The sequence below is a fragment of the Marinobacter nauticus genome (genome assembly GCF_003634635.1).
Lineage (GTDB): Bacteria > Pseudomonadota > Gammaproteobacteria > Pseudomonadales > Oleiphilaceae > Marinobacter > Marinobacter nauticus.
Map to the genome: position 1 here is coordinate 307,561 of NZ_RBJB01000004.1, position 23,613 is coordinate 331,173.

At 59.4% G+C, this 23,613-nt stretch carries 21 protein-coding genes; 11 read left to right on the forward strand and 10 right to left on the reverse strand.

Annotated features, from left to right (window positions below):
• Window positions 1-6: 6 nt before the first annotated feature.
• On the forward strand, window positions 7-1,995 hold the full coding sequence (locus C7436_RS12805) for an acetoacetate--CoA ligase (protein ID WP_121208061.1): 1,989 nt from the start codon (window positions 7-9) through the stop codon (window positions 1,993-1,995).
• 465 nt (window positions 1,996-2,460) lie between these two features.
• Complete coding sequence (locus tag C7436_RS12810) at window positions 2,461-4,704, forward strand: NADP-dependent isocitrate dehydrogenase (protein WP_113879454.1); 2,244 nt, start codon at window positions 2,461-2,463, stop codon at window positions 4,702-4,704.
• A gap of 75 nt (window positions 4,705-4,779) precedes the next feature.
• Here C7436_RS12810 and C7436_RS12815 read toward each other — a convergent pair whose 3' ends face one another.
• The 5 genes from C7436_RS12815 to C7436_RS12835 are packed head-to-tail and all read right to left on the reverse strand — an operon-like array spanning window position 4,780 to window position 9,608.
• Window positions 4,780-5,973 carry a cation:proton antiporter gene (locus C7436_RS12815; protein ID WP_121208062.1) on the reverse strand — a complete coding sequence of 398 codons (1,194 nt, stop codon included), beginning with the start codon at window positions 5,971-5,973 and terminating at the stop codon, window positions 4,780-4,782.
• 4 nt (window positions 5,974-5,977) lie between these two features.
• Window positions 5,978-6,448 carry a Cys-tRNA(Pro) deacylase gene (gene ybaK, locus C7436_RS12820; protein ID WP_114434676.1) on the reverse strand — a complete coding sequence of 157 codons (471 nt, stop codon included), beginning with the start codon at window positions 6,446-6,448 and terminating at the stop codon, window positions 5,978-5,980.
• Between the two features lie 60 nt (window positions 6,449-6,508).
• On the reverse strand, window positions 6,509-7,813 hold the full coding sequence (locus C7436_RS12825) for a DSD1 family PLP-dependent enzyme (protein ID WP_121208063.1): 1,305 nt from the start codon (window positions 7,811-7,813) through the stop codon (window positions 6,509-6,511).
• Window positions 7,814-7,815: 2 nt separating this feature from the next.
• Window positions 7,816-9,225: a D-arabinono-1,4-lactone oxidase gene (locus tag C7436_RS12830; protein WP_121208064.1), complete on the reverse strand. Its 1,410-nt coding sequence runs from the start codon at window positions 9,223-9,225 to the stop codon at window positions 7,816-7,818.
• Window positions 9,226-9,227: 2 nt separating this feature from the next.
• On the reverse strand, window positions 9,228-9,608 hold the full coding sequence (locus tag C7436_RS12835) for a c-type cytochrome (RefSeq protein WP_228198137.1): 381 nt from the start codon (window positions 9,606-9,608) through the stop codon (window positions 9,228-9,230).
• Window positions 9,609-9,743: 135 nt separating this feature from the next.
• Between C7436_RS12835 and C7436_RS12840 the strand changes: the two genes are divergently transcribed.
• The 3 genes from C7436_RS12840 to C7436_RS12850 all read left to right on the forward strand — a co-directional run bounded on the left by C7436_RS12840 (window position 9,744) and on the right by C7436_RS12850 (window position 12,715).
• Window positions 9,744-10,967 carry a sensor domain-containing diguanylate cyclase gene (locus C7436_RS12840; protein ID WP_121208065.1) on the forward strand — a complete coding sequence of 408 codons (1,224 nt, stop codon included), beginning with the start codon at window positions 9,744-9,746 and terminating at the stop codon, window positions 10,965-10,967.
• Window positions 10,968-11,038: 71 nt separating this feature from the next.
• Entirely contained in the window at window positions 11,039-12,325 is a 1,287-nt protein-coding gene (locus C7436_RS12845; RefSeq protein WP_121208066.1) for a serine hydrolase domain-containing protein, read from the forward strand.
• Between the two features lie 162 nt (window positions 12,326-12,487).
• Window positions 12,488-12,715, forward strand: a complete 228-nt coding sequence (locus tag C7436_RS12850) for a hypothetical protein (RefSeq protein ID WP_022991822.1) — start codon at window positions 12,488-12,490, stop codon at window positions 12,713-12,715.
• Window positions 12,716-12,741: 26 nt separating this feature from the next.
• Here C7436_RS12850 and C7436_RS12855 read toward each other — a convergent pair whose 3' ends face one another.
• Window positions 12,742-13,833 (reverse strand): hypothetical protein, encoded by a 1,092-nt coding sequence (locus C7436_RS12855; protein WP_121208067.1) that lies wholly within the window; start codon window positions 13,831-13,833, stop codon window positions 12,742-12,744.
• A gap of 101 nt (window positions 13,834-13,934) precedes the next feature.
• Here C7436_RS12855 and C7436_RS12860 point away from each other — a divergent pair, with 101 nt between their 5' ends.
• Genes C7436_RS12860 through C7436_RS12870 form a run of 3 tightly spaced genes read left to right on the forward strand, consistent with a single transcriptional unit; the run spans window position 13,935 to window position 18,458 of the window.
• On the forward strand, window positions 13,935-17,483 hold the full coding sequence (locus C7436_RS12860; RefSeq protein WP_121208321.1) for a 7TM diverse intracellular signaling domain-containing protein: 3,549 nt from the start codon (window positions 13,935-13,937) through the stop codon (window positions 17,481-17,483).
• Window positions 17,473-18,018: a hypothetical protein gene (locus C7436_RS12865; RefSeq protein WP_011783681.1), complete on the forward strand. Its 546-nt coding sequence runs from the start codon at window positions 17,473-17,475 to the stop codon at window positions 18,016-18,018. Before C7436_RS12860 ends, C7436_RS12865 begins: the two co-directional genes overlap by 11 nt.
• Window positions 18,019-18,044: 26 nt before the next feature.
• Window positions 18,045-18,458 carry a response regulator gene (locus C7436_RS12870; protein ID WP_121208068.1) on the forward strand — a complete coding sequence of 138 codons (414 nt, stop codon included), beginning with the start codon at window positions 18,045-18,047 and terminating at the stop codon, window positions 18,456-18,458.
• Between the two features lie 34 nt (window positions 18,459-18,492).
• Here C7436_RS12870 and C7436_RS12875 read toward each other — a convergent pair whose 3' ends face one another.
• Entirely contained in the window at window positions 18,493-18,765 is a 273-nt protein-coding gene (locus tag C7436_RS12875; protein WP_031209774.1) for a hypothetical protein, read from the reverse strand.
• Between the two features lie 551 nt (window positions 18,766-19,316).
• On the opposite strand from C7436_RS12875, the gene C7436_RS12880 reads away from it, so the two are divergent.
• The gene (locus C7436_RS12880) at window positions 19,317-19,553 is read left to right on the forward strand and encodes a hypothetical protein (RefSeq protein ID WP_014420082.1); all 237 of its coding nucleotides are present in this window, start codon (window positions 19,317-19,319) and stop codon (window positions 19,551-19,553) included.
• On the opposite strand, the gene C7436_RS12885 is transcribed toward C7436_RS12880, so the two are convergent.
• Window positions 19,522-20,034 (reverse strand): 3'-5' exonuclease, encoded by a 513-nt coding sequence (locus tag C7436_RS12885; RefSeq protein ID WP_022991828.1) that lies wholly within the window; start codon window positions 20,032-20,034, stop codon window positions 19,522-19,524. The two genes, C7436_RS12880 and C7436_RS12885, sit on opposite strands and share 32 nt — an antisense overlap.
• A 152-nt stretch (window positions 20,035-20,186) precedes the next feature.
• On the opposite strand from C7436_RS12885, the gene queC reads away from it, so the two are divergent.
• A complete protein-coding gene (queC, locus tag C7436_RS12890; RefSeq protein WP_022991829.1) occupies window positions 20,187-20,852 on the forward strand; it encodes a 7-cyano-7-deazaguanine synthase QueC in 666 nt (221 codons plus the stop codon).
• On the forward strand, window positions 20,852-21,508 hold the full coding sequence (queE, locus tag C7436_RS12895; RefSeq protein ID WP_011783687.1) for a 7-carboxy-7-deazaguanine synthase: 657 nt from the start codon (window positions 20,852-20,854) through the stop codon (window positions 21,506-21,508). The genes queC and queE overlap by 1 nt, the downstream gene beginning before the upstream one ends.
• Window position 21,509: 1 nt before the next feature.
• On the opposite strand, the gene C7436_RS12900 is transcribed toward queE, so the two are convergent.
• Window positions 21,510-22,553, reverse strand: a complete 1,044-nt coding sequence (locus C7436_RS12900; protein ID WP_121208069.1) for an AraC family transcriptional regulator — start codon at window positions 22,551-22,553, stop codon at window positions 21,510-21,512.
• Window positions 22,554-22,677: 124 nt separating this feature from the next.
• Window positions 22,678-23,568: an alpha/beta fold hydrolase gene (locus C7436_RS12905; RefSeq protein ID WP_228198138.1), complete on the reverse strand. Its 891-nt coding sequence runs from the start codon at window positions 23,566-23,568 to the stop codon at window positions 22,678-22,680.
• Window positions 23,569-23,613 lie beyond the last annotated feature (45 nt).

The window sequence follows — 23,613 nt, forward strand, 5'->3', positions numbered from 1 at the left end:
AGACGGATGAGCAACACAGAACAATCACCGGTTGTCTGGACCCCGGACCAGGACACCCTCACCCGTTCCCGCATGGGCCAGTTCAAGGCCTGGCTGGAGCAACAGGGCTTTGGCCCCTTTGATGATTACCACGCCCTGCACCAGTGGTCGATTACCGAACTGGACACCTTCTGGCAGAAAGTCTGGGACTACTGCGGCCTGGTCTGCGAGACACCGGCCAAACGGGTACTTGGCAACCGGGAAATGCCCGGGGCGGAATGGTTCCCGGGCATGAAGCTGAATTTTGCCGCCAACCTGCTGCGGCTGGCGGACGGCGATCATTCTGACAAAGAAGCCGTGGTGGCCTACTGCGAAACCCGCCCGGTACTGCACAAGACCTACGCCGAACTGAAAGCCGACGCCGGCGCTCTGGAAGCCTTCCTGCGCAGCAAGGGCATTACCAAGGGCGACCGGGTGGCGGGTGTGGTCACCAATGGCTACGAAGCCCTGGTGGGTATGCTGGCGGCCACCAGCCTGGGCGCAATCTGGAGCTCCGCATCACCGGACTTCGGCATCGGCGCCATCAACGACCGCTTCGGCCAGATCGAGCCCTCAGCCCTGATTGTGGTCAACGGCTACGGTTATGGCGGCAAAGTGTTCGCGCGCCAGGACGACTTTGCCGAGCTGATCGCTGGCCTGCCCTCCCTGAAGGTGGTGGTCAGCATTGCCCAACTGCCCGATGAAGCACCGATCCCCGGCGAACTGGTTACCACCTGGGATGATGCCCTGAAGGTCGGTGAAGGTCAGGCGCCCTCGTTCACCCCGGTTGATCCGGACCATCCGGTGTACATCCTCTATTCTTCCGGCACCACCGGCAAACCCAAGTGCATCGTGCACGGTACTGCCGGCTTGCTGGTTAACCACGCCAAGGAACTGATGCTCCATGGTGATGTTGGCCCGGAAGACCGCTTCCTGTACTTCACCACCTGCGGCTGGATGATGTGGAACTGGCAGGCCTCTGCCCTGATGACCGGCGCCGCCGTGATCACCGTGGATGGCTCCCCGGGTTACCCGAGTCTGAATTTCCTGTGGGAAACCGTAGCGAAAGAACGGGTCACCCACTACGGCACCAGCGCCCGTTTCATCGCCGGCTGCCGCAAAGCTGAACTGCAACCGGCGAAAACCCTGGACCAGAGCCACCTGCGCGTGGTGTTCTCCACCGGCTCCCCGCTGTTGCCGGAAGACTACGACTGGATCTATACCGACGGTGCTCCCAACGTGTTGCTGGGCTCCATCGCCGGCGGCACCGACATCTGCGGCTGTTTTGTGGGATCAACACCACTGTTACCGGTGCGAAGAGGTGAAATCCAGTGCCGCTTCCTGGGCGTGGACGCGGTCGCCTACGGCGACGACGGCCAGCCGGTCAGCGAAGGCCGAGGCGAACTGGTCTGCCGCCAACCGTTGCCCTCGATGCCCGTCAGCTTCTGGCAGGACCCGGACGGTGAACGCTACCGAGATGCCTACTTCAATACCTTCCCCGGCGTCTGGGCCCACGGCGACTTCATCGAATTCACCGAACACGGCGGCGCCATCATCTACGGCCGCTCCGACGCCACCCTCAACCCTGGCGGCGTGCGCATCGGCACCGCCGAAATCTACCGTCAGGTGGAAACCGTTGACGCGGTTAAAGACAGCCTCGTGGTCGGACGCCAGATCGACGGCGACGTGGAAGTGGTGCTGTTCGTGGTTCCGGCCGAAGGCCAGAACGTCACCGATGACCTGGTCAAAACCCTGAAAACCCGAATCCGCGAAGGTGCCAGCCCCCGACATGTGCCCAAACACATTGTTGAGGTGCCGGACATTCCCTACACCCGTAGCGGCAAAAAAGTGGAACTCGCGGTGGCCCGGCTGATCAACGGCTCCAGGAAAGCCGACAACCGGGATGCACTGGGCAACCCGGAAGCGCTGGACCGGATTCGGGAACGTTTGGCGCAAGCAGGGTTGTTGCCCGACTGATTCTGGATAAAGGGGAATGTGAAGTGTGCCGATATGGGCTGTTTTGTCGACAAAACAGCCCATATTTGCGAACTCTGCGACGATGAAATTGGACTACCCGTACATCGTTTGGGCGTGGCAGGGGGAGAGCTTTCCAAAACCTTGCGGAGCCATGGATGGCGGAGCAGAGCGTACAGGGAGGTATTCACAGCGTGTTTTGGAAAGCTCTCCCCCTGTCACGCTTACCCCTTACCTGATAAATGTTAGAAAGTTTCGTAAATTCCTGCCATTTCATCGTCCTGTCACGGAAGATCAGGCATTTTAAGTCCGTTCTTATACTAAGATCGTAACCAAAATTTTGTAAAAAATGCTATCTTAGTAGGTCTATCAAAAGTTCCGAATCAGTCACTGGCCCGACCGGACGTTCACAAGACGCCCGACCGCGCCATGACCGTCCTGAACCCACCCAATAGCCTGAGGACGAAAATGACATCATCCAAAGCCAAGATTGTCTACACGTTGACCGACGAGGCTCCCGCCCTCGCCACCCGGTCACTGCTTCCCATCCTGGAAACCTTCGCCAAGCCGGCTGGCATCGATTTCGAAACCAGCGACATCTCTCTCGCGGCGCGTATTCTGGCAGGCTTCCCGGACTACCTTGAGGAAGACCAGCGGGTTCCGGATGCCCTGGCTGAATTGGGTGAGTACACCAAGGATCCGGACGCCAACATCATCAAACTGCCGAACATCTCCGCGTCCATTCCGCAGCTGCGTGCCGCGATCAAAGAACTGAACGAGCAAGGCTACAAGGTGCCCGAGTACAAGGAGCACCCAGAGACCGACGAAGAGAAAGAAATTCACGCCCGCTACAGCAAGGTGCTTGGCAGTGCCGTTAATCCGGTACTGCGTGAAGGTAACTCCGATCGTCGCGCGCCGGCCGCGGTCAAGGCTTTCGCGCGTAAGTACCCGCACACCATGGGCGAATGGAGTCCGGCCTCGCGTACCCACGTGGCGCACATGCGCGGTGGCGACTTTTACTCCAGCGAGCAGTCCGTGACCCTGGACAAGGCCACCAACGCCCGCATCGTGTTCGAGAACAAAAAGGGCGAACAGACCGTTCTGAAATCCGACCTGCCGCTGCAGGAAGGCGAAGTGCTCGACGGCATGTTCATGAGCAAGAAGGCGCTGGTGAAGTTCTTTGAGGACGCCATCGCCGACTGTGAGAACACCGGCGTGATGTTCTCCCTGCACGTGAAAGCCACCATGATGAAAATCTCCCACCCGATCGTATTCGGTCACGCGGTGAAGGTTTTCTACAAGGAGCTGTTCGACAAGTACGGTGAGCTGTTCCAGGAAATCGGCGTTAACCCGAACAACGGCCTCTCGTCCGTGATCGAGAAGATCAAGCAACTGCCGGAATCCAAGCAGGAGCAGATTCAGGAAGACCTGCACGCGTGCTACGAGCACCGTCCGGAAATCGCCATGGTCGATTCTGTTAAAGGGATCACCAACCTGCACGTGCCGAGCGACGTCATTGTCGACGCCTCAATGCCGGCGATGATCCGTAACTCCGGCAAGATGTGGGCCCGTGATGGCAAGCTGAAGGACACCAAGGCGGTGATGCCGGAGTCCACCTACGCCACCATCTACCAGGAAGTGATCAACTTCTGTAAGACCCACGGCGCGTTTGACCCCACCACCATGGGTACCGTTCCGAACGTGGGCCTGATGGCGCAGAAAGCCGAAGAGTACGGCTCTCACGACAAGACCTTCGAAATGAAGGAAGACGGTGTCGTGCGCGTTGTGGCCGAAGACGGCACTGTCCTGACCGAGCACAAGGTTGAGGAAGGCGATATCTGGCGTGCCTGCCAGACCAAGGATCTGCCGATCCGCGACTGGGTTAAGCTGGCGGTTAACCGCTCCCGCTCCAGCGGCATGCCGGCCGTATTCTGGCTGGACGATGAGCGTGCCCACGATGCCCAGCTGATCAAGAAGGTCAAAACCTACCTGGCTGACCTGGACACCGAAGGTCTGGACATTCGCATCATGTCTCCGGTTCGCGCCATTCGCTGGACCATGGAGCGTCTGATTCGCGGCCTGGACACCATCTCTGTCACCGGCAACGTGCTGCGTGACTACCTGACCGACCTGTTCCCGATCCTGGAGCTGGGCACCAGCGCCAAGATGCTGTCCATCGTGCCGCTGCTGAACGGCGGTGGTCTGTATGAGACCGGTGCCGGCGGTTCCGCACCCAAGCACGTACAGCAGCTGATTCAGGAAAACCACCTGCGCTGGGATTCCCTGGGTGAGTTTCTGGCCACCGCGGTGTCCCTGGACGAGCTGGGCGAGAAGCAGAACAACGAGCGTGCCCGCCTGCTGGGCCAGACTATGGACAAGGCCACCGAGCGACTGCTGGAAAACAACCAGTCTCCGTCGCGGGTAACCGGCGAGCTGGACAACCGTGGTTCACACTTCCACCTGGCCCGCTACTGGGCGGAAGAGCTCTCCAAACAGGATGAAGACAAGGAACTGAAAGAATTCTTCACCAAGCTGTCTGCCCAGTTGGAGGAGAACAAGGACAAGATCCTGGAAGAAATGACCGTGGTGCAGGGCCATCCGGCCGATATCGGTGGTTACTACCACCCGCCCATGGAGAAGGTGTGCGAGGTTATGCAGCCGAGCGCCACTTTCAACAAGATCCTGGCCGAGGCACGGGATTCCGTGAAGTAAGGCCAGTGTTTCAGCCGGGCCACGGGCCCGGCATGAATCCCCGAAACCCGGTGCGCTTGAAGCTCACCGGGTTTTTTATTGGTCTGGCTCTTCCTGGTAGCCCTGTCCGGTTTCACCGGCCTTGCGTAGCTGAAGCAGCGTCATTGGCGGGCCGATCAACTCGAATACCACCGTAGCGCCAATCACCAGAGGCAGAATGTAGCCAAGCTCCGGCAGCCGTTCGGTGGCCACCAGGGCGAGGCCCAGGGCAACGCCGGCCTGGGGCATCAGGCAGGCACCGATACGTTGCCGGGTTTCCGGAGCGGAGCCGGCGAGCAGGCCGCCCAGGTAACCACCGGCCAGCCGGCCGCCAATGCGGGCCAGTACATAGGCCAGGCCAAGCGCACCGAGGGTGGGTAGCGCCAGCCAGTCGAGCTGGTAGCCGGCCATGAAGAAAAACAGTGCCAGGAAGGGCTCGGAAATGCCTTCGATGGAACGGAACGGCCGAACGTGATGTCGGGCTCGGTTCGCCACCACAATGCCCAGAGTCATGCAGGTCAGCAGGTACGACAGGCCAAACCAGCTGGCCAGCCCCGCCGCGACAAAGACAAACCCGGCGGATTCCAGCAGCATGGGTTCACCCGGCCGTAGCCGCCCGGTCAGCCAGGCCATGGGAAACCCCAGTACCATACCCAGCAGCACCGAGCCTGCCACTTCCCAGAGCCCGTGCAACATGGCCGTGGGGCCGCTCAGGTCGCCGTTGCCCAGCAACAGACCGGCCGCCACCAACAGAACACTGAACAGTATGGCGCCCCAGGCATCGTCGATGGCGACCACCTGAAACACCAGCCGGGTGAGCGGACCGTTGGCGCCCGCTTCGCGCAGGACATCCAGGGTCGCTGCCGGTGCCGTGGCGGTGGCGATGCCGCCCAGCAGCAGAGCTGCCGGCAGGTTGCCGGTTACGGCCCAGACCGCCAGGATGACGGCCATGGCGGTCAGCAACGTGACGGCCAGGCTGACAATCAGCGCTTCTTTTCCCTGCCTGAGATCCCGTGCCGACATCCGTTCACCCAGCAGAAACCCCACCATCGCCAGGGTTAACTGGGTAATCAGGCTGAAGCTCTGGTCTGCGTTATCCGGCAGCAGGTCAAGAAGATCCGGTCCAGCCAGGGCGCCCAGCAACAGCAGCAGGGTCACCCGGGGCACGTGTACCTTCTGGCCCACGGCGTGCGCAGCGAGTGCCAGCAGCAGGGTGCTACCGATAAGGATCAGGTCGCTGGCGTGATTCACCCCCTTACTCCTGTTGCAGCGGAGCGAACCGGGCCTGGGTCAGTCGGGCCAGATCGGCGGGTGCCAGTTCGATTTCCAGGCCCCGTTTGCCGGCACTGACAAAGATCGTTTCGAAGTCTTCGGCGGATTGATCAATGAAGGTTTTCAGAGGTTTTTTCTGGCCCAGGGGACTGACCCCACCCAAGACGTAGCCGGTGGTGCGCTGCACCAGCTGTTTGTCGGCCATGACGGCTTTCTTGGCGCCGGCAGCCTTGGCAATCTGTTTCAAACCGAGCATGGCGGTGACCGGTACGATGCCCACCGCCAGATTCTTACCATCGAGGCTGACTACCAGGGTCTTGAACACCTGGGCCGGGTTCGCACCGGTTTTTTCCGCCGCTTCCTCGCCATAGCTTTCCGCAGCCGGATCGTGCTCATACTCGTGAATGATGAAATTCACCCGGGCCTGTTTGGCGGCGTTGATTGCGGGGGTCATGACGGTTCCTGTTGGTTGGATCGAACGTAGCACCGATTAAAGCATGTGCCGCCAACGAGTTCATCCTTCCCGGAACACCGGCCAGCGGTCGGTAATCGCTCCCCGGGTCGGATCGAAGACGGCCAGGTCTCCAAATTGCAGGAAGACCGATTCGCTCTGGTGCGGCCGCAGGAACACCCGGTCGCCCTCTGCCAGATCGAGCCCATCGGCGAAATTCAGCATTTCCTGATTACTGGATCGGCCGTAGACCGGGTTATCGCTTAATCCTGCCGGTGACACCGGCGTTGCCGGCCAGTTGCCGCCGTAGATGAAAGCCGTGCGGGCCCGGTTCGGGTTCCACAGCGCCTGCAGCCTGCCCAGCCCGGGTGCACCGGGAATCCGGGTGCTTGCCAGCAGCTTCAGGACCGGCGTGGCAATGAACGCCGCGGGCCGGTGGTCAGACAGTGTTGGCAGGTCGAAATCCGTGGGCATTACCAGGCCGGAACCGGCGGAGAGCTCATTCACGGGCAGCTCGCCGGACAGCCCGCGATAGAGCTGATAGGTGGTGGACCCCCCGGTGTTAAGTGTCAGGTCTGTCAGTGAGCGTCCCAGGTGTTGCTCGGCGGTGGACACGTAATCCTGATACCGCGCCATGGCCCGGTCCCGCAGCCAGGCCGCTGGCCCCGGTGCTTTCATGATATGAGGTTCGTAGCCCATGAACCCGCTCAAACTGAGCCAGGGCGAGCGTTCAATCATGGTCAGCACCCGGGTCAGGTCACCGGCGTCGGTAAACCCGCCACGGTGCAGTCCAATATCGATCTCCAGGTTAATTCGCAGCCGGCGTTGTTGTGCCCGGGCAAAACCTTCATAGGCCTCAAGCCGCTGCCGGGAATCCACCAGCCATTGCAGTTGCTGTTCTGGCCGGAAGCCGCTGCTTCTGGATGTGAGCTGCCGATAGAAACGGTCAACGGCGGCCACCGGAAGCGGCTTGCCCATCAGTACATCCGCCTGAGGCAAGGTCTCTGCCACGGTGTTAAGAAAGGGTTGGTGGAAAACCATCAGCCGGTTGCTGCCGGTGGCCGTCATGATCCGTTGCAGAAGCGGCAGAGAAGGCAGTGATTTGACCACAATGCGGTAGTGGTACTCGCCGTTCAGGTGACTGTTCAGGGCCGACAGGTTGTGATCCAGCCTGGCCTGATCCAGCACCAGCGTCGGGGTTGCCAGGCCAGCCTTGGAAAGGGCGGCGTCCAGGGCCTGGAAATAGGGGTGATGACCGTCCCGGCGGGCTTCTGGTCGCAGCCAGGCCAGTGCGCCGGCGGCACCCAGGGCGGTGGCGCCGAGTAGAAGCCGGCGACGTTGTCGAACGAAGGCATCACTGTGGGCCATGGTTACGCGCTCTCCCCCGCCGTCTCGAACAGGCCGGCCAGGTAAGGATTGAGAAACCGCCCGCCCGGGTCCAGGCTGCGCCGCACCTCCTGAAAATCCTGCCACCTGGGATACAGGGCCCGGAAATCACCGGACTTGAGGGTATTGAGCTTGCCCCAGTGGGGCCGGCCGCCGTGCCGCAGCAAAATCGGCTCCAGCGCTGTGAACATGGGTTGATAGTCTTCCTCGAAGAACCGGTGTACCGCAATGGAAACGGAATCACGCTGGTAAAACGGGCTGAGCCAGGCATCGTCGGCCTTCACAAAGCGAACCTCGAAGGGAAAGAACACCTCGGGAAACTCTGCCTCCACTAAAGAAACAATCTCCCGGAAGGCCGCCTGCCAGTTTTCTCGCGGCAAATGGTATTCCATTTCATTGAAACGGACATTGCGGTCGCTGGTGTAATTCTGCCAGGACGCGGCCACTTTCACTTCTTTGTCCAGGGAGCGGATATAGCCGCCCAGGATCAGCCGGCGTAACCGGGGCGACCAGGCCAGGTAGTCCCGCGCCCGATGCAGATCCCGGGCGCCGTCGTTCTGGTCCAGCTGGGCGGTGGCCGATATCGGTTCGTCGGTCAGATCATGTTGACTGGTAAAACCCATGCCGGAGAACGGAATGTAATAGAATTCGTAGTTGCGATGCTGGTCGGCGCGGGCATCGGCAGAATCCAGAATATCCTCCAGCGGTAGCCACTCGGTGGTCTTGCGCAATCGGTAAGGTCGGGTGTTCTGCAGGGTCACATCAGTCACAATGCCGAGGCAGCCGAGGCCAACCCGGGCGGCGTGGAAAATCTCCGGGTGCTGGTGCCGGCTGCATTCCAGCAGTTCGCCCCCGGCGGTCATCAGCGTGAGGGCTTCGACATAGCCGGACAGGCTCATCAACCCGGCGCCGGTGCCGTGGGTCGCGGTGGCCAACAGCCCGCCCAATGCCTGTTGATCAATGTCCGGCATGTTGAACAATGCCTGGTCGATGGCGTCCAGCGGCCGGCCCACCTGCCCGAGCAGGGTTCCGGCAGCGATGCGGGCCTGGCACTGCTGATCATCGTGGCTCAGAACACCGGTCATGCGCGCCAATGAGACCAGAATGCCGTCGGTGGGTACCAGGGCCGAGAATGAGTGCCCGGACCCCACGGGCCTTATGGTAGTCCCCGCATGTTCAGAGTTCTGCAGCAGATGCCGGAGCTCGTCAATGTTGGCCGGAGCAACCCGGTTTTCGGGCAGGCAGGTCTGGGAGCCGGACCAGTTTCGCCACGGCAAAGGACTTTGTGATAGCTCGCCCGCAGCCGGTAAGGCGCTCTCCCTGGCGTTGGCACCGGTCAGATGGCTGGCGATGGCAGTGCTGACCAGTAACTGCATGAAATGACGCCGTTGCATCGTCAGTGGTCCTCCGCTTCGGCGGGTGTGGCCATAAAGCGAATCAGCTGGCGGAACTGCTCTGCGTTGCAGTCCATACAGAGCCCGTAGGGTGGCATGCCACCGATGCCAGAGAACACGTTATCCACGAGGGTTTCCATACCTTTGGCCAGCCTTGGCTGCCAGGCCTCGCCGTGGCCGGTCAAGGGAGCATCCGAGGTGCCGCGGGCGTGACAGGTCTGGCAGGATCGCTGGTAAACCGCGGCCAGTTCCGGGCTCGCCGGGCTACTGTTGGCAGCATAGGCCTGAATGGCAGCGGATGGGCTGTGACCGCCATTACAGGCAGCCAGGCCGATGGTAATAGTGGCCACAACGGCCTGAGTCAGATGCTGGTGCAATCTCATCCTTGTTATCCATAACGCGATTATGTGTCACGTTTAGTGTCATCGATCCCGACTGAAACTGCAAATCCTTCTCGACTCATGCGTCGTAACTGTCTATTTTTTGTATAGGAAGCTTGAGGCGACAAGGAAATTGGCATGCAGCCAGAACGGCCGGATTATTCGGGGCTGACCCGACTGAAGGAAAGACACAGTCCGCGAAGACGGGCGCTTTGGACAACACTGGTGTATCTGGTGGCCGGGCTTATCTGGATTACCTTCTCGGATCGTATCGTCGAACTCTGGTTTCCGGATCCCCGCATGTTGTCGTTGGTACAGACCTGGAAAGGGTTCCTGTTTGTCGTGGTGACCGGGCTTGTGCTGTTCACGGTGATTCTGCGCCAGCTCAACAAGGATCGCCTGCTGCTATCCCTGCAATCCGACCAGCGCCGGGCGCTCCGTCGCCGTGAAAGACAGCTGACGGTGCTGATGGATAACCTGCCGGGTATGGCCTACCGCTGCCTGCCCGACGAAGACTGGACCATGTTGTTCGTATCGGCCGGGTGTGCCGATCTCACGGGGTATCAACCTGAGGAGCTGATTCGTAATCGAACCACCAGCTACGCGGCCCTGATGGATGAGGAAGATGCCGGACAGGTCGCGCAGGAAGTGGAAGCGGCGGTCCGCAAAGATGAGTCCTTTTCCGTCGAGTACGCCATTACCCGCAAGGACGGCCGGAAGATATGGGTCTGGGAGCGGGGCTGCGGTGTGCTGGATGATGACGGCACCATGGTGCTTGAGGGCATTATTCTGGATATTTCCGACCGCAAGCAACTGGAAAACGAGCTCGAAGCACTGGCGACGCGGGACTCACTGACCGGCGTGCTCAACCGCCGGGAGTGCTCACGGGTGCTGATCGAAGAGCTGGAGCGGGCGCGTCGGTACAACCGTCCCCTCGCGTTATTGTGGATCGACTTTGACCACTTCAAGGAAATCAACGATACCTGGGGTCACGCTGCAGGGGATTCCGTGCTCTGTTCCATCAGCAGTCTGCTCGAGGACAGCGTCCGCAGTGTTGATACCCTGGGCCGTTTCGGGGGCGAGGAGTTTGTCCTTATTCTGCCAGAAATGGACGTTGCGGAAGCGGAGGAAACGGCAGAGCGGTTGCGCCATCGTGTCTGTAATCAGCCGGTGGCCCTGGAATCCGGCCACAACATTCGATTGACCATCAGTATTGGCGTGGCGGTCTTTCCCGACCATGGCGATACCCTGGATGCACTTTGCGCTGCCGCCGACAAGGCGATGTATCGGGCCAAAAAACAGGGTCGGAACTGTATCGCCATGGCACAGGCGGTTCAGCCAGTCCATAATGGTTTCAGATAGTCACGTTTTCCGGCCTCGTTCGAAAAACCTCTGGCGCACCAACCAATAACAAGACTGATAAGGCGTTTATCATGCATTCACTCGCCCGCCGTGCCCTGCATACCTGTAATGTGCCTCGGGACCTGAACCCGGTGACGTTTTGCGACACCGCCGGTGAACATCCGGATCGGGTCGGGCTCGACAGCAATGCCGCCGAAGCCGTCTGGCGCAGTGTTGAGGCCCTTTACAGAACGGGTGTGCATCCCGGTATTCAGTTGTCACTGCGTTATCGGGGGGAGCAGGTATTGCACCGGTCGATCGGGCACGCCCGGGGTAATGGTCCTCACGATCCGGCCTCGTTGCCGCGCATTCCCATGACCACCGACACCCCGATCTGTTTCTTTTCCGCCTCCAAAGCAGTCACCGCGTTACTGATGCATATGTTGTCCGAGCAGGGGCTGGTCAACCTGATGGACCCGGTGTCCTACTATTGCCCGGAATTCGCGCGTAACGGCAAGCGCACGATTACCGTGCATCAGATTCTCTCCCACCGGGGCGGTATCCCCGCGATACCCCGGGAAACCCCGATCGACGTGCTTTGGGACCGCGACGAAATCTGGCGGCTCCTGTGCGCCGCCAAGCCAGTCGAAGTGGACGGGGCCAAGGTGGCCTACCATGCCATTACCGGTGGCTTTGTGTTGCAGCGTGTTCTGGAAAAGGTGACCGGCGACACTATCGAAAGCTACCTGGATCGCTACCTGCGCCGACCCATGGGGATGAAATGGTTTACCTATGGCATTGCTTCAGAACACCTGCACGAGCTCGCCAGCAATTATGCGACCGGGCCGACACCCCGGTTTCCGGTGTCCTGGGTGGTGAACCGCGCCTTGGGCGGTGATATCCGGACGGTGGAGAAAGTCACCAACGACCCCCGCTTCCAGGAGGCTGTGATCCCCGCCGGAAATCTGTGCGGCACGGCCGAAGAAATGGGGCGCTTCTTCCAGATGATGCTCAATGGTGGCAGTTGGGATGGCAAGCGCATCTGCAGCGAACTCACGGTTCGCCGCGCCATCCAGCAATTTGGCTCACTGCAGATGGACAGGACCATGCTGGTGCCCATGCGATTCAGTGCCGGCATGATGCTGGGCAGCAATCCTGTTGGCCTTTGGGGCCAGCAAAGCCGTTATGCGTTTGGCCATGTCGGGCTGATCAATAAACTGTGCTGGGCGGACCCGGCCCGGGACATTTCCGTCAGCTTGTTGAACACCGGTTTTCCGATTGTGGGCCATCACTTACCAGCCCTGGCCCGTTTCGTCTACACTGTCTGCAAACAGTTCCCGGTGTTGCCGGAAAACCAGCGGAGACTGGTGGCAGCCTGAGCGTTTCATTAAGACGCCAGGCCTTGGCGCTCAAGGCCTGACGCCAGAATCTGTCAAAAAAAGTGAAAGCTTGTTCATTGTAATTGCACTTTGTCTGACAGTTCGGCACACTTGGCATCAATCAATAAGGATGTTTTCCACACTCATTGGACGAGGTTAACTATGGAAAAGCCGCAATTTCCCCCGCCTGAGCAGCGTAGCGTCAAGCTTGATCAGCACGACAGTGTTCGTTCCCACGTGCAGCAGCAGATCTGCGATGAGGTGCAGCGCCTGGAACGTCGTATTGAAACCCTGCGCCTGACCAAAGCCCCCCACGCAGCCATCATGATTTCCACATACGAACGGATGATCTGCCGAAAAAAGGGCTTTCTGCAGAACTGGGACCTGTAACCGGCCCGGTTCTGCAGAGACGATTGCTACTGTCGGTCAGGAGTTGATTCTGCATTCCAGGACATCAGGAATTCCGTTTCCGGCTGATTGGCACAGTTTGCCGGATTGCTGACGGTTGGAATGTCATCGGCGTTCTCGTAATCGGCTGGATCTTCCTCCGGATCCGGAATTCTTGCCGGTTCGTCGTTGGAGACGAACAGATGGACCGTGCTCATGCCGTAATCCAGTTCAATGCGGAGACAGTCCGGGCTGTCGTCCTCCATATTGAAGCCGTGTCGACTGAAATCGATGACCGCCTGCTCCGGGCTTTTAATATACAAGGTATCTTTCTGGGTAGTTCCGATGAATTCCTGGCGCAGTTCGATGCCGCCGTAATCCCGTGACACGTAGTCTGCTGTCGCGTATTCCGGCTGGTTGTAGCCAATGGCGCTGAATGAGGCTGCATTGAACCTCGAGCCTGCGAGAACGCTCAGCAGTTGTGGCTGTTTATCCCTGTCTTCGGCGTCGACGCTGCGGGCAACGTGCTGGATAGTGCGATAAACATGCCCGGTTTCGCTGCCAGCCTGGTAACGCCAGTCCAGGGTCTGATAACGCCATTCCCGGGCATTCAGAGGTCGGGTTTCAAGGGTTGCAGCCTGATCGGTAAATCGGATGGAGGCCTGGTTGGCCCTGGAGTTATAGGTTCCTGATTCATCGGCTTCAATGCGCCTGCGGATATAGCTCCGCCCTTCATCAAAATTATCAACGCGCCCTACGCTGATCACCTGATTCATCAGATCGAGAGGGTTACGAACCTTGCGGTAGCTTTTTCCGTCGCTGGTGGGTTCGGCACCGATAAACCGGTCGATATGGCGACGGATGTCGGCAGCCGTTGCCTGGTACTCCGCGGTCTGGTCCGCGCCGTTCGGCTCGATACCGGGATAGAAGTCAGCAAAGCGGGTTTTGCTCAGAGTATTCGGGGCACGGTCTGTATCCGCCAGGTCGAAGGTGCTGAAGGTGAGATCTACATTGCTGGCTGGATTTAACGTCGACGAGGAATCGCCGCCACTGTCGACCCGACACCCGCTGATTGTCAGTAACGTGAGTGAAACAGCAGCAAAAAGGCAGGAATGTCTCATTTCAGGTGACCCCGGGGTGCGAAAAAGCGTGTGAACGGCTAAAGTGACGAGTGCTGACAATAAACGATAAAGCACGCAGCTACCCGCGCGGAGATCACATTTTGCAGCAACGGTTTGCCCATATCCCGGTGCGGACGGTGGTTCTGCTCCTGTTTCTGGCCGTTCTGGTTTTGCCATCTGTGGCGAAGGCCCAGAATGCCTGCCGGGATGGGCAGATCATGCTGGATCACAACACCGCTAGCATTCCGGATCTGGGCCAGTGCCTCTGGTACCTGGAAGATCCTGAGCAGTCACTGACGATTGATGAGGTTCGCGCCGCAGGCGAGGACAGGTTGACCCGTCATCAGGGTGGCGTACTCAACTTCGGTTATACCGGCTCCGCCTACTGGACTCGCTTTGACCTGAGCACCCGCCGTTTGACCTCCCGCTCGGACTGGATACTGGAGTTGGCGCTGCCACTGGTGGACGATGTTCGGTTGTATCTGGTTCGGGATGGGCAACTGGTGGAACAGCGCCAGACCGGGTATCTGGACAGCTGGGACGACCGTGATCTGGCCGTGCCAAACCCGACCTTCCGGCTCAGATTGTCGCCAGACACCGTCACCACGGTTTTCCTGCGCATTACCAACACCAACACCTTCCGCCTGCCGATTACCCTCTGGCACCCGGACAGTTACATAGAAAAGGTCTCCATCGACGAAGCCGTACGCGGGCTGCTGCTGGGTGCCATCCTGGCTATCCTGGCTTACAACCTGTTTGTGGCGGTATCGGTGCGGGAGCGCAGCAACATCTACTACGTGCTCTACCTGGTATGTGCGGCGGTATTCATCGGTACCGAACAGGTGCACGGGGTTCAGTTGCTGGATAGCCGGCCAGCCTTGCTCAACAAGGAATACCTCCATTTCCAGATTATCCTGACCTGGTTCTTTGGCCTGTTGATGGCCCGTTCGCTGCTGGAAACCCGGCAACGCTCGCCCGATCTGGATCATTTACTCCGGTTATGTCTGACCTCTGTCGTCACCACCTTTGGTTTGTCGTTTTTCATGCCCTATTCGGTGGCCATGGAATGGATTGTGGTCGGCTCGATTCTGCTCAGTATCATTCTGATTGTGGTCAGTTATCTGTCCTGGCGCTATTACAACCCGGCAGCACGCTCCTATTTCTTTGCCTGGACCCTGGCCCTGATCGGGTTTGGTATCTATGCGCTGACGGTGATGGGTTACCTGCCGCTGAATACCTTTACCAGCTATTCGCCACAGTTCGGCCTGACGGCCCAGATCATTCTGTTTTCCTTTGCCCTGGCTGACCGAATCAAGCAGGTTCAGGGCGAGGCCCTGGCCTGGAACCAGCGCGCTCTGGCAAACCTGAGGCGTTACCAGTCGCTGTTTGATAACGCCATTGAAGGCGTGTTCCAGATGTCACCGGAACGTCGGTTTGTGACCGCCAACCCGGCCATGGCAGAGTTGCTGGGCTACAGCAGCAGCCGTGAGCTGCTGGTGCGAAACCCGGATGTGCTGGAAACCTGCATTGCCGACGAGCGGTTGCGGCGCCTGGTGGTCGAGCAACTGGAAGCCCGGGGCACGGTCAAGGGGATTGAGGCCCGTTACCTGACCCGTCAGGGCGAGGAGCGCTGGGCCACTATCTCCCTGCACACGGTGTATGATGCCGAGGGCCTGCCCATGCATCTCGAAGGCACCTGTATTGACGCCACCGAGAGCCATCAGCGCCTGCAAATCGAGCGGGAGCGGGAGCAGGAGCGGCTTGAAAAAGAGCTGGCCCGGAATTCCGCTCAGGCCAAGAGCCAGTTCCTGGCCAATATGAGTCATGAAATCCGGACCCCGCTGGCGGCCATCATCGGTTATGGCGAAACTCTGCTGGACCCGGATCTGAACGAAACCGAGAAACGCAGCAGCGCTGAAACGGTGGTTCGCAGCGGGCGGCACCTGCTGGAGCTGGTGAACGATATCCTCGACCACTCAAAGATCGACGCCAACAAGCTGGATGTTGATGTGGTGCCGGTCAATCTGCCGGAGTTGCTGGATGAAATCCGTGCCTTCTTCGCCCCCCGGGCCCGGGAAAAGGGCCTGGATTTCAGTATCATCTGCGATTATCCCCTGCCCGAGAAGATCCGGACCGACCCAACCCGTTACCGACAAATTATCATTAATTTGTGTGGAAATGCCCTGAAGTTCACGGAAAATGGGTCTATCTCCCTGATTGTTCGCTGTGACCGCGACGCCGAGAAGCTTTACGCCCGGGTGGTAGATACCGGGATTGGCATGAAGCCGGAACAGTTGGACCGTCTGTTTGATCCCTTTGCCCAGGGCAGCACCGCCATTTCCCGCCAGTATGGCGGCACGGGGCTCGGCCTCAGTATATCCCGGAGGCTGGCGGAACTGCTGGGCGGTGATATCCGGGTGTCCAGCACCTACGGTGAAGGCAGTGAATTTGAAGTGTGCATCAGCACCGGTGAACTCACGCAGGTTCACTTCCTTCGGGATGCCTCCGAGTTCAGCCAGCGGCGCCGGGCCATTGCCATGGTCATGGCGCCCCGGTTGTCGGGCCGCATTCTCTGTGCCGAGGATAACGATGTAAACCGTCGGCTGGTGTCGTTGCTGGTGGGGCGCACCGGTGCCGAGCTGGTGCATGTCAGTAATGGCGCGGAAGCCCTGGAACGCGCCACCCGCGAGCATTTCGATCTGATTCTGATGGACATCCAGATGCCGGTGATGAATGGCCGGGATGCCACCCTGGCGTTGCGGGAAGCAGGTGTTAACACCCCGGTGGTTGCGCTTACGGCCAATGTTATGGCCGAGGATATCGCCGAATATCGTCTGGCGGGATGCAATGATCACCTGGCCAAACCCATCGACAAGCAGCGCTTTTACGAGGTATTGGCCCGTTACCTGGCGTTGTCGGCGGAAACGGCGGTGGGTTCCGGTCACCGATACAGCGGCAAGGTGCTGGTGGCCGAAGACAACGATGATAACCGTGGGCTGGTGGAGCGGATGCTCCGCCGCACCGGCGCAGAGCCCTTGCTGGTGACCAATGGGGAAGAGGCGGTTCGCCGGGCCCTGTCGGAAACCGTGAAACTGGTGCTTATGGATCGCCACATGCCCGGCATGGACGGCGTTGCGGCCACCCGGCTTTTGCGCCAGGCGGGCTTCCGGCGGCCGATCATTGCCTTTACCGCTGGTGATCAGGCAGAGAATGAAGCCTTGCTGGAGGCCGGTTGCGACGGGGTGCTGAACAAGCCCATTGACCATGCCCACCTGCAGGCCCTGCTGGATCGCTATCTGCCGGTGGAACAATGGGTCGGCGAGGCGGTTGACGATGACATTAGTCCGCTGGTGAACCGTTTCCTGGATGGCCTGGCTGAGCGAAAGCGTCGCATGGAAGCCGCACTGGCCCAGGGACAGTTGCAGCAATTGCAGTCCGAGAGCCATCAGATCAAGGGCACCGCCGGTGCCATGGGCTATCCGTTGATGACAGAACAGGCAGGGATACTTGAGCTATGTGTACGCTCAAGCCCCGGAGAGAGGGGGATGATTCGACAGGAACTGACCACCCTGAACGCCATGATTGACCGGGCCCTTGAGGGCCACCAGAGGTCGTCGGAAACCACAAAGGAACAGGCCAATGAGCGATAACCAAAAACAGGAACATTATTCCCTGAGCATGATGTATGGCACATACGCCGACATACTGTTCGTACTGTTTCCGTTTCTTGTCATTGCCATGCAGCGGCTCTGGGATGGCAACCTGTACCAGTCCCTGATGCGGCCCGACCTGAGTATTGCTGCGGCGATTCTGGCCGGCCTGGCTATCGGCAAATTTGTGCTGGGGTTGGTGACCAATCGCGATCTGGGGCGCTACAAAGAGCGGATTGTGTTTTTTATTGCCCTGACGCTGTTCGTGGTCCTTGGGCCGGCCATCATCCTGATCCTGAGTATGACCGGGAACGCGGAGATTCCGGGCTTTGTGGCCTTTGTGCAGCCGGTACTGCTGATTGTCTCCATTTCCCTCTATACAACGGCAGTCAGCATTGCCAATATTCTCACCCGGGTGACCGCGCCACCGTCCGTCGGTGACCATGGCGGGCCCACCGGTGATGAACCGGTTGATGTCCGCCCCGGGCCCGCACCTCTGGACTTGCCGCGCCGAACCGGCAACGATACCTACTGAGCCAGGGCACAGAACAGGAGAGTGTAATGAGTAATCTCAGAGTACTGGTGGTCGAAGATGAGCCGGTGATGCGGGAGCGTCTGGTCGACATGCTTTACAAAGCCGGTGCTACCAGCGTGTCTGAATGTGCGGACGCTGCGTCTGCCAGGGCGGCGTTCGAGGCCAGTGAGTTCCAGATCATTCTGCTGGATCTGGGACTGCCGGATGGTAACGGTCACGAACTGATGACCCGTTTCAAACAGGTTCGGGAGAACCAGCATATTGTGCTGGTCACGGCAGACGATTCCATTGAGAGTATTCAACGTGCCATCAGTGCCGGCGCCAATGGCTATGTAGTGAAGCCCTATTCCCAGGAAAAGATTTACGATGTGGTGAACAACTACGCCATGGTCCATGGCGGTGATCTGTCGATGATGGATGGGCTGAACCGGCATCATTGACCGGTCCAGCCTGCGGTCGTGACGGCAAGCCTGATCAGGCTACCTGGCGGGCAATCCAGGAGTTGTAGCGGGTCGCAAGAGCCCGGACATATCGGGCTTCGGCGCCGTCCAGATTGCTGAGTACGCCTTTGAAAATCCAGCCCCGCTCGTACAGACCCAGCACCCGCTGCTCGTCATCCAGGTTGACTCGCTGATTGAGTTTCTTGCAGATTGCATCCAGCAGCGGCAGCTTCTCCGGGCGCTTGATCGGAGCCTGACGATTGGCCATGGGCTGGTTCGCTGCACGTGATGTCGGATGTCTTCTCATGATGTTCTCCTTGTCGTTTTGCGGCTGCAAAAACAGAAAACCCCGGAGCCTCACAGGCAACCGGGGTCTGGCGGAGAAGCTGCCCCGGTTGCCGCAACGGCTCCCGGGACTGACCGAAAGCCGTTAGCTGTCTTTCACCATGGCACGCACGGCCTGCCCAATCTGGCAACCGGCGGCTGAGTATACGGTGTGCTTTGAAATCATCCTGGTCATATCGGCTCTGTGGATTCGGTTCAGTCATCAGTGTATAGGCAATTGGACGGTTTGCAATAGCCCAGCTCATTCGGCAAACCCGTACAGACGCACCGGCGGGAAATCCTCATACTTCTCCCTGTCACGTGTTTTTACGTTGTGCAATCCGCGGTACCTGCCTGGCAGGTATCGGATGGATCTCTCCTTTCTACGCAGCCCGATGGGCTGCGTTTTTTTTGCCATCTCGGTAAGTTCGTAGCCACTACTTCGTACAGCCATTTATGGCGGCTTTGGCGATAATTCAACCACTCAATACATCCAGTTATCCAATTGATATCCAGAGGTTGAAACCGAAGAAAATGCCCGAAGAACCCGGACCTGCCCGTAACAAGTTCCGTTCTGATTTTATTGTCGAGATTGCCCTGATTGTAGCGGTTGCCGTTTATCTGGTGATGGCGCAGGGGCAAGTGGTGGGTGAGAACCTGTCCTTTACGGTTACTGGTGCCGCGCTGATGGCACTGGCCACCTACTGGACACTTCATACCATCCGAGATGGCCTGGAAGTTATTGCACTGCGGCTTCGCCCCGGCAAATAACCCGTTCCCAGGTTTTGTGCAGGATGAGTGCATCGTTGGCTGCCCGATGCACGGGCAGCCCGAGTTCGGCAATCACCTGCTGGCGGATGCCTGACCAGTGGCGTACCTGGCCCGGGTCGAGCAGCATGGAAATGGATTCCAGTTGAAACGCCGGAACCTCACCGGCGGCCCGGAATAGCCTGTGTAGCCAGAAGCTGTCGAAAGTCCAGGCGTCACAGAATACCTGCTCCGGCAACAACTTGTTTAATTGCTGAGCCACCTCGCTAACCGGCATGCCTTCCTGCAACAGCCGTTGCCGTGAAATTCCGTGAATGGTTTCCGCGCTTTCAGACCAGTCCTGCCAGAGCACATGGGGCTGAATCAGCCAGCTGTGCAGTGCCCCGTCGGGCATGCAGATGCCTACCTCAATCGGGTAGCTGGCGATCAGGTCGAGGCTGGACGCCTCAAAGTCAATAAAGGCCGGGCTGAAGTCTGAGCTCATTGAATCGGTGCTGGTGCTTTGTCGTTTTCTTTCGAGTTTACCCCTGATCTTGCCAGGACGCGAACCCAACTCGGTTTGTCACTGTTACAATATGGCCACGCTTTGTAAAAGCCCGATGACACACCCTTCTGAAAAACTGGTGCTGACCCCTCATGACTGACTCCGTTGTCGTTATCTATTCCGGTGGTATGGATTCTTTCACACTGTTGCACCTGGCCCGCGCCAGGGGGCTCAAGGTACATGCCCTGTCCTTCAACTATGGCCAGCGCCACGTGCGGGAACTGGATGTGGCCGCCGATGTTTGCCGGGCTGAAGGTATCCCCCACAAAGTGATTGATATCCGTGCCATGAGTGAGGTGATGTCCGGCTCTTCTCTGACGTCCGACATCGAAGTGCCTGAAGGCCATTACGAAGAAGACACCATGAAAGCCACGGTTGTGCCCAATCGCAACATGATCCTGTTATCGCTGGCGACCGGGTATGCGGTGACTACCGGGGCGGGCGCGGTCTGGTATGGAGCCCATGGCGGGGACCACGCCATTTACCCGGATTGCCGGCCGGAGTTTGTTGAAAAAATGGATGCTGTGTGCCGGGTGGCCAACTACGAGCCCGTGGGCATTGAGGCACCCTTTATGGCCATGGACAAGGGCCAGATCCTGGCTGAAGGGCTCAAGCTGGGCCTCGATTACAGCCAGACCTGGACCTGCTACAACGGCCGCGACAAGGCGTGCGGACGTTGTGGTTCCTGCGTCGAGCGGCTGGAGGCCTTTGCCGCCAACGGCGTCACCGATCCACTGACCTACGAGCGTCTTGCCTGATGTACCGCGTCAAGGAAGCCTTTTACACTCTCCAGGGTGAGGGCGCCCAGGCTGGACGCGCGGCGGTGTTCTGCCGGTTCAGCAAATGCAATCTCTGGACGGGGCGTGAGAAAGACCGGGCGAATGCGGTGTGCAATTTCTGCGACACAGATTTTGTCGGTACCGATGGCCAGAATGGCGGCCGCTTCGACACCCCGGAGGCCCTGGCCGCCCATATCCGGTCACTGTGGCCCGATGCTCCTGGCCGGCCCTATGTGGTCTGTACCGGCGGTGAGCCTCTGCTGCAACTGGATGAGCCTTTGATCAGGGCCTTTCACCGGGCCGGGTTTGAGGTTGGGGTGGAAACCAATGGCACATTGCCTGCGCCCGAAGGTATCGACTGGCTGTGTGTCAGCCCGAAAGCCGATGCCGAAGTGGTCATTGCTGAGTGTGATGAGCTGAAGCTGGTCTACCCGCAGCCGCTGGCGCCACCGGAGCGATTTCTGCACATCCGGGCGAGGCATTACTTCCTGTCACCCATGGCCTCACCGTCTGTGCCGGAGGGTGGGCCGGATGCCATCAAGCAAAGCAATACCCGCAAAGCCACGGACTACTGCCTGGCGCATCCGCAATGGCGGTTAACCTTGCAGATGCACAAGATTCTGGGTATCGACTGAGTCAGGCGGTTTCAGCGTTCTGCAGTTCCCGGTTGCGAAAGTGGCTGGGGCTCAGCCCCGTCCAGCGTTTGAACGCCCGGGTAAAATTGGCGGCGTCGGCATAGCCCAGGCTGTCGGCAATCTGGCTCAGATTCATGGTGGTGCTGGCCAGCAGATCCCGTGCGCGCTCCAGGCGGACCTGGTCCACAAGGGCCTGGAAGCTGGCTTCTTCTTCCTGCAGCCGGCGTTTGAGGGTGCGCTCTGAAACATACAGGGTAGAGGCCACCCGGGCCAGTTTTGGCGGAAACGGGTGGCTGGTTTCGATCACCCGTCGAACACGGCAGGCAAACCCGGCATCTTCTTTTAGTTGTTTCAGTGCCGTTTCGCATTGTTCCCGCGAACTGATCGCCAACTGATCGTTACTGAACTGCACAGGCAGATTGAGCTGGCTGGCAGGAATCACCAGGGCATCTTCACTGGCGCCGTAGTCCACCGGCACCCCGATGGAGCGTCGGAACCGGTGAAAGTGATTGGGTTCCGGGCCCCGGCGCAAAACCTGTGTCCCGGGCACCGGGCTGCCAGTGAGTTGTGCCCCCATGGAAACGCAGCCGAACAGCACGGCATCCAGAACGAATCCCTGCAACGGGCCCAGCTCGATATCGCATTTGACCGCGTACCAGACATTGCTGCCTGCGACTCGCTTCTCTACCTTCAGATGCGGTGCCCGCAAGGTGAGATAACGGGTCATCAGTTCCAAAGCCTCGGCCAGCGTGCGGCTGCTCATGACAGCGGTACCCAGTGCACCGTGCAGGGGCAGCTTGAGTTCCCTTGCCAGCAGGATACCAAGTCCAGGTTCACCACTTTCAATGATGGCCCGGGTCACAAACTCGCTGGCCTGGGCCTGGCTGACCCGAAGTTCGGTGGAATTGAGCCGGGTGGGATCCAGCCCGACTCTCAGAATCAGGTCCCGCTCATCAACACCAATAGTATGAAGCAGCTCGGCCAGGGTATGCAGGTAGATGGCCGGCATGCCCAGATCCTGAGAATTGGAAACAGAGGCGCGCATGATGTTCCTCGTCAGCGTGTGTTGTTGTTATGTAAGGGAGCTCGTTGGAACCGATTATGGCGCTTTGCACGGTTGAGCCCCATGACTTCGCTGACGGGTCAATGGGCCAGAGAGGCCAATTGCTTTATCTCGCCTGTCGTTGAACAAACTCCTGCAACACCCTGGCGGATTGGCCCGGGCGTTCCAGCATGGGCAGGTGGCCGACACCCGGGAATACGTGAACTTCCGCATTGGGTGTGGCGGTACGAAACCAGTCTACGCAACGGGTTGGTGTGATCACGTCGCGATCACCCCATTGCACTTGCAGTGGTGGAGTGTCCGGGCCAAGAAATCGCGCGGGGGCCAGGGCATCGGCCAGCATATCGTTGAAAATATGCCGTAGCGACGCTTGCCGTTTTAGCAGGTCAGGACCCAGCAGGCCGGTCATGGCCAGCCCGGGTACCGTGGGCTTGCCATTCCCGACGCTGTTGAACATGCGGTAAACGCTGGCCCAGTCGCCAGGAATAAGAATGGCATCGCGATCAGACTTGAAGGGCGCGTTGATATCCACATCCGGGTGTTCCGGAATGCCGGCGCTATTGAGCAGTGTGACCGAGCGGGGTGGCTGGTTCAGCTTATGGGCGAGGATCGCGGCGATGGCACCGCCCATGGAACTGCCCGCCAGATGCAGGTTGTCGCCCGGGTATTCAGACAGCCAGTCCCTCAGCCGCTCTGCCTGGCGTTCGTAGCGATAGCTGGCCGCGGGCTGATACTGGCTTTCGCCCAGTCCCGGCAGGTCCGGAATCAGCAGATGCCAGTCCGAAGGCAGCTTCTGCATCCAGAGCGCCCAGTTTTCCTTCATGGAGGCAAAGCCATGGATAAGCACCAGGGTCGGACGCCCCGGACCGGGCCGGCCGCGTTCCAGAAAAATCATGCGATGACCGTCCACACCGGCTTCCCGGCGTTTGGCTCTGAGCAGCCAGCGTTGTCCGGTTCGGGCCATGGGCCAGAGATCGGGTACAGGGATCGATGCCACGGGCACACCTCATTACTGTGAATGCCTTGTCAGTTTAACGCGGCA

Bases quoted from the DNA above. Each gene is read 5' to 3' on its own strand.
- queC (WP_022991829.1), top strand. From the start codon at position 20,187: ATGACTGACTCCGTTGTCGTTATCTATTCCGGTGGTATGGATTCTTTC.
- C7436_RS12830 (WP_121208064.1), bottom strand. From the start codon at position 9,225: ATGCAACGGCGTCATTTCATGCAGTTACTGGTCAGCACTGCCATCGCC.
- queE (WP_011783687.1), top strand. From the start codon at position 20,852: ATGTACCGCGTCAAGGAAGCCTTTTACACTCTCCAGGGTGAGGGCGCC.
- C7436_RS12850 (WP_022991822.1), top strand. From the start codon at position 12,488: ATGGAAAAGCCGCAATTTCCCCCGCCTGAGCAGCGTAGCGTCAAGCTT.
- C7436_RS12845 (WP_121208066.1), top strand. From the start codon at position 11,039: ATGCATTCACTCGCCCGCCGTGCCCTGCATACCTGTAATGTGCCTCGG.
- ybaK (WP_114434676.1), bottom strand. From the start codon at position 6,448: ATGACCCCCGCAATCAACGCCGCCAAACAGGCCCGGGTGAATTTCATC.
- C7436_RS12865 (WP_011783681.1), top strand. From the start codon at position 17,473: ATGAGCGATAACCAAAAACAGGAACATTATTCCCTGAGCATGATGTAT.
- C7436_RS12840 (WP_121208065.1), top strand. From the start codon at position 9,744: ATGCAGCCAGAACGGCCGGATTATTCGGGGCTGACCCGACTGAAGGAA.
- C7436_RS12855 (WP_121208067.1), bottom strand. From the start codon at position 13,833: ATGAGACATTCCTGCCTTTTTGCTGCTGTTTCACTCACGTTACTGACA.
- C7436_RS12835 (WP_228198137.1), bottom strand. From the start codon at position 9,608: ATGAGATTGCACCAGCATCTGACTCAGGCCGTTGTGGCCACTATTACC.
- C7436_RS12805 (WP_121208061.1), top strand. From the start codon at position 7: ATGAGCAACACAGAACAATCACCGGTTGTCTGGACCCCGGACCAGGAC.
- C7436_RS12875 (WP_031209774.1), bottom strand. From the start codon at position 18,765: ATGAGAAGACATCCGACATCACGTGCAGCGAACCAGCCCATGGCCAAT.
- C7436_RS12870 (WP_121208068.1), top strand. From the start codon at position 18,045: ATGAGTAATCTCAGAGTACTGGTGGTCGAAGATGAGCCGGTGATGCGG.
- C7436_RS12825 (WP_121208063.1), bottom strand. From the start codon at position 7,813: ATGGCCCACAGTGATGCCTTCGTTCGACAACGTCGCCGGCTTCTACTC.
- C7436_RS12810 (WP_113879454.1), top strand. From the start codon at position 2,461: ATGACATCATCCAAAGCCAAGATTGTCTACACGTTGACCGACGAGGCT.
- C7436_RS12900 (WP_121208069.1), bottom strand. From the start codon at position 22,553: ATGCGCGCCTCTGTTTCCAATTCTCAGGATCTGGGCATGCCGGCCATC.
- C7436_RS12885 (WP_022991828.1), bottom strand. From the start codon at position 20,034: ATGAGCTCAGACTTCAGCCCGGCCTTTATTGACTTTGAGGCGTCCAGC.
- C7436_RS12880 (WP_014420082.1), top strand. From the start codon at position 19,317: ATGCCCGAAGAACCCGGACCTGCCCGTAACAAGTTCCGTTCTGATTTT.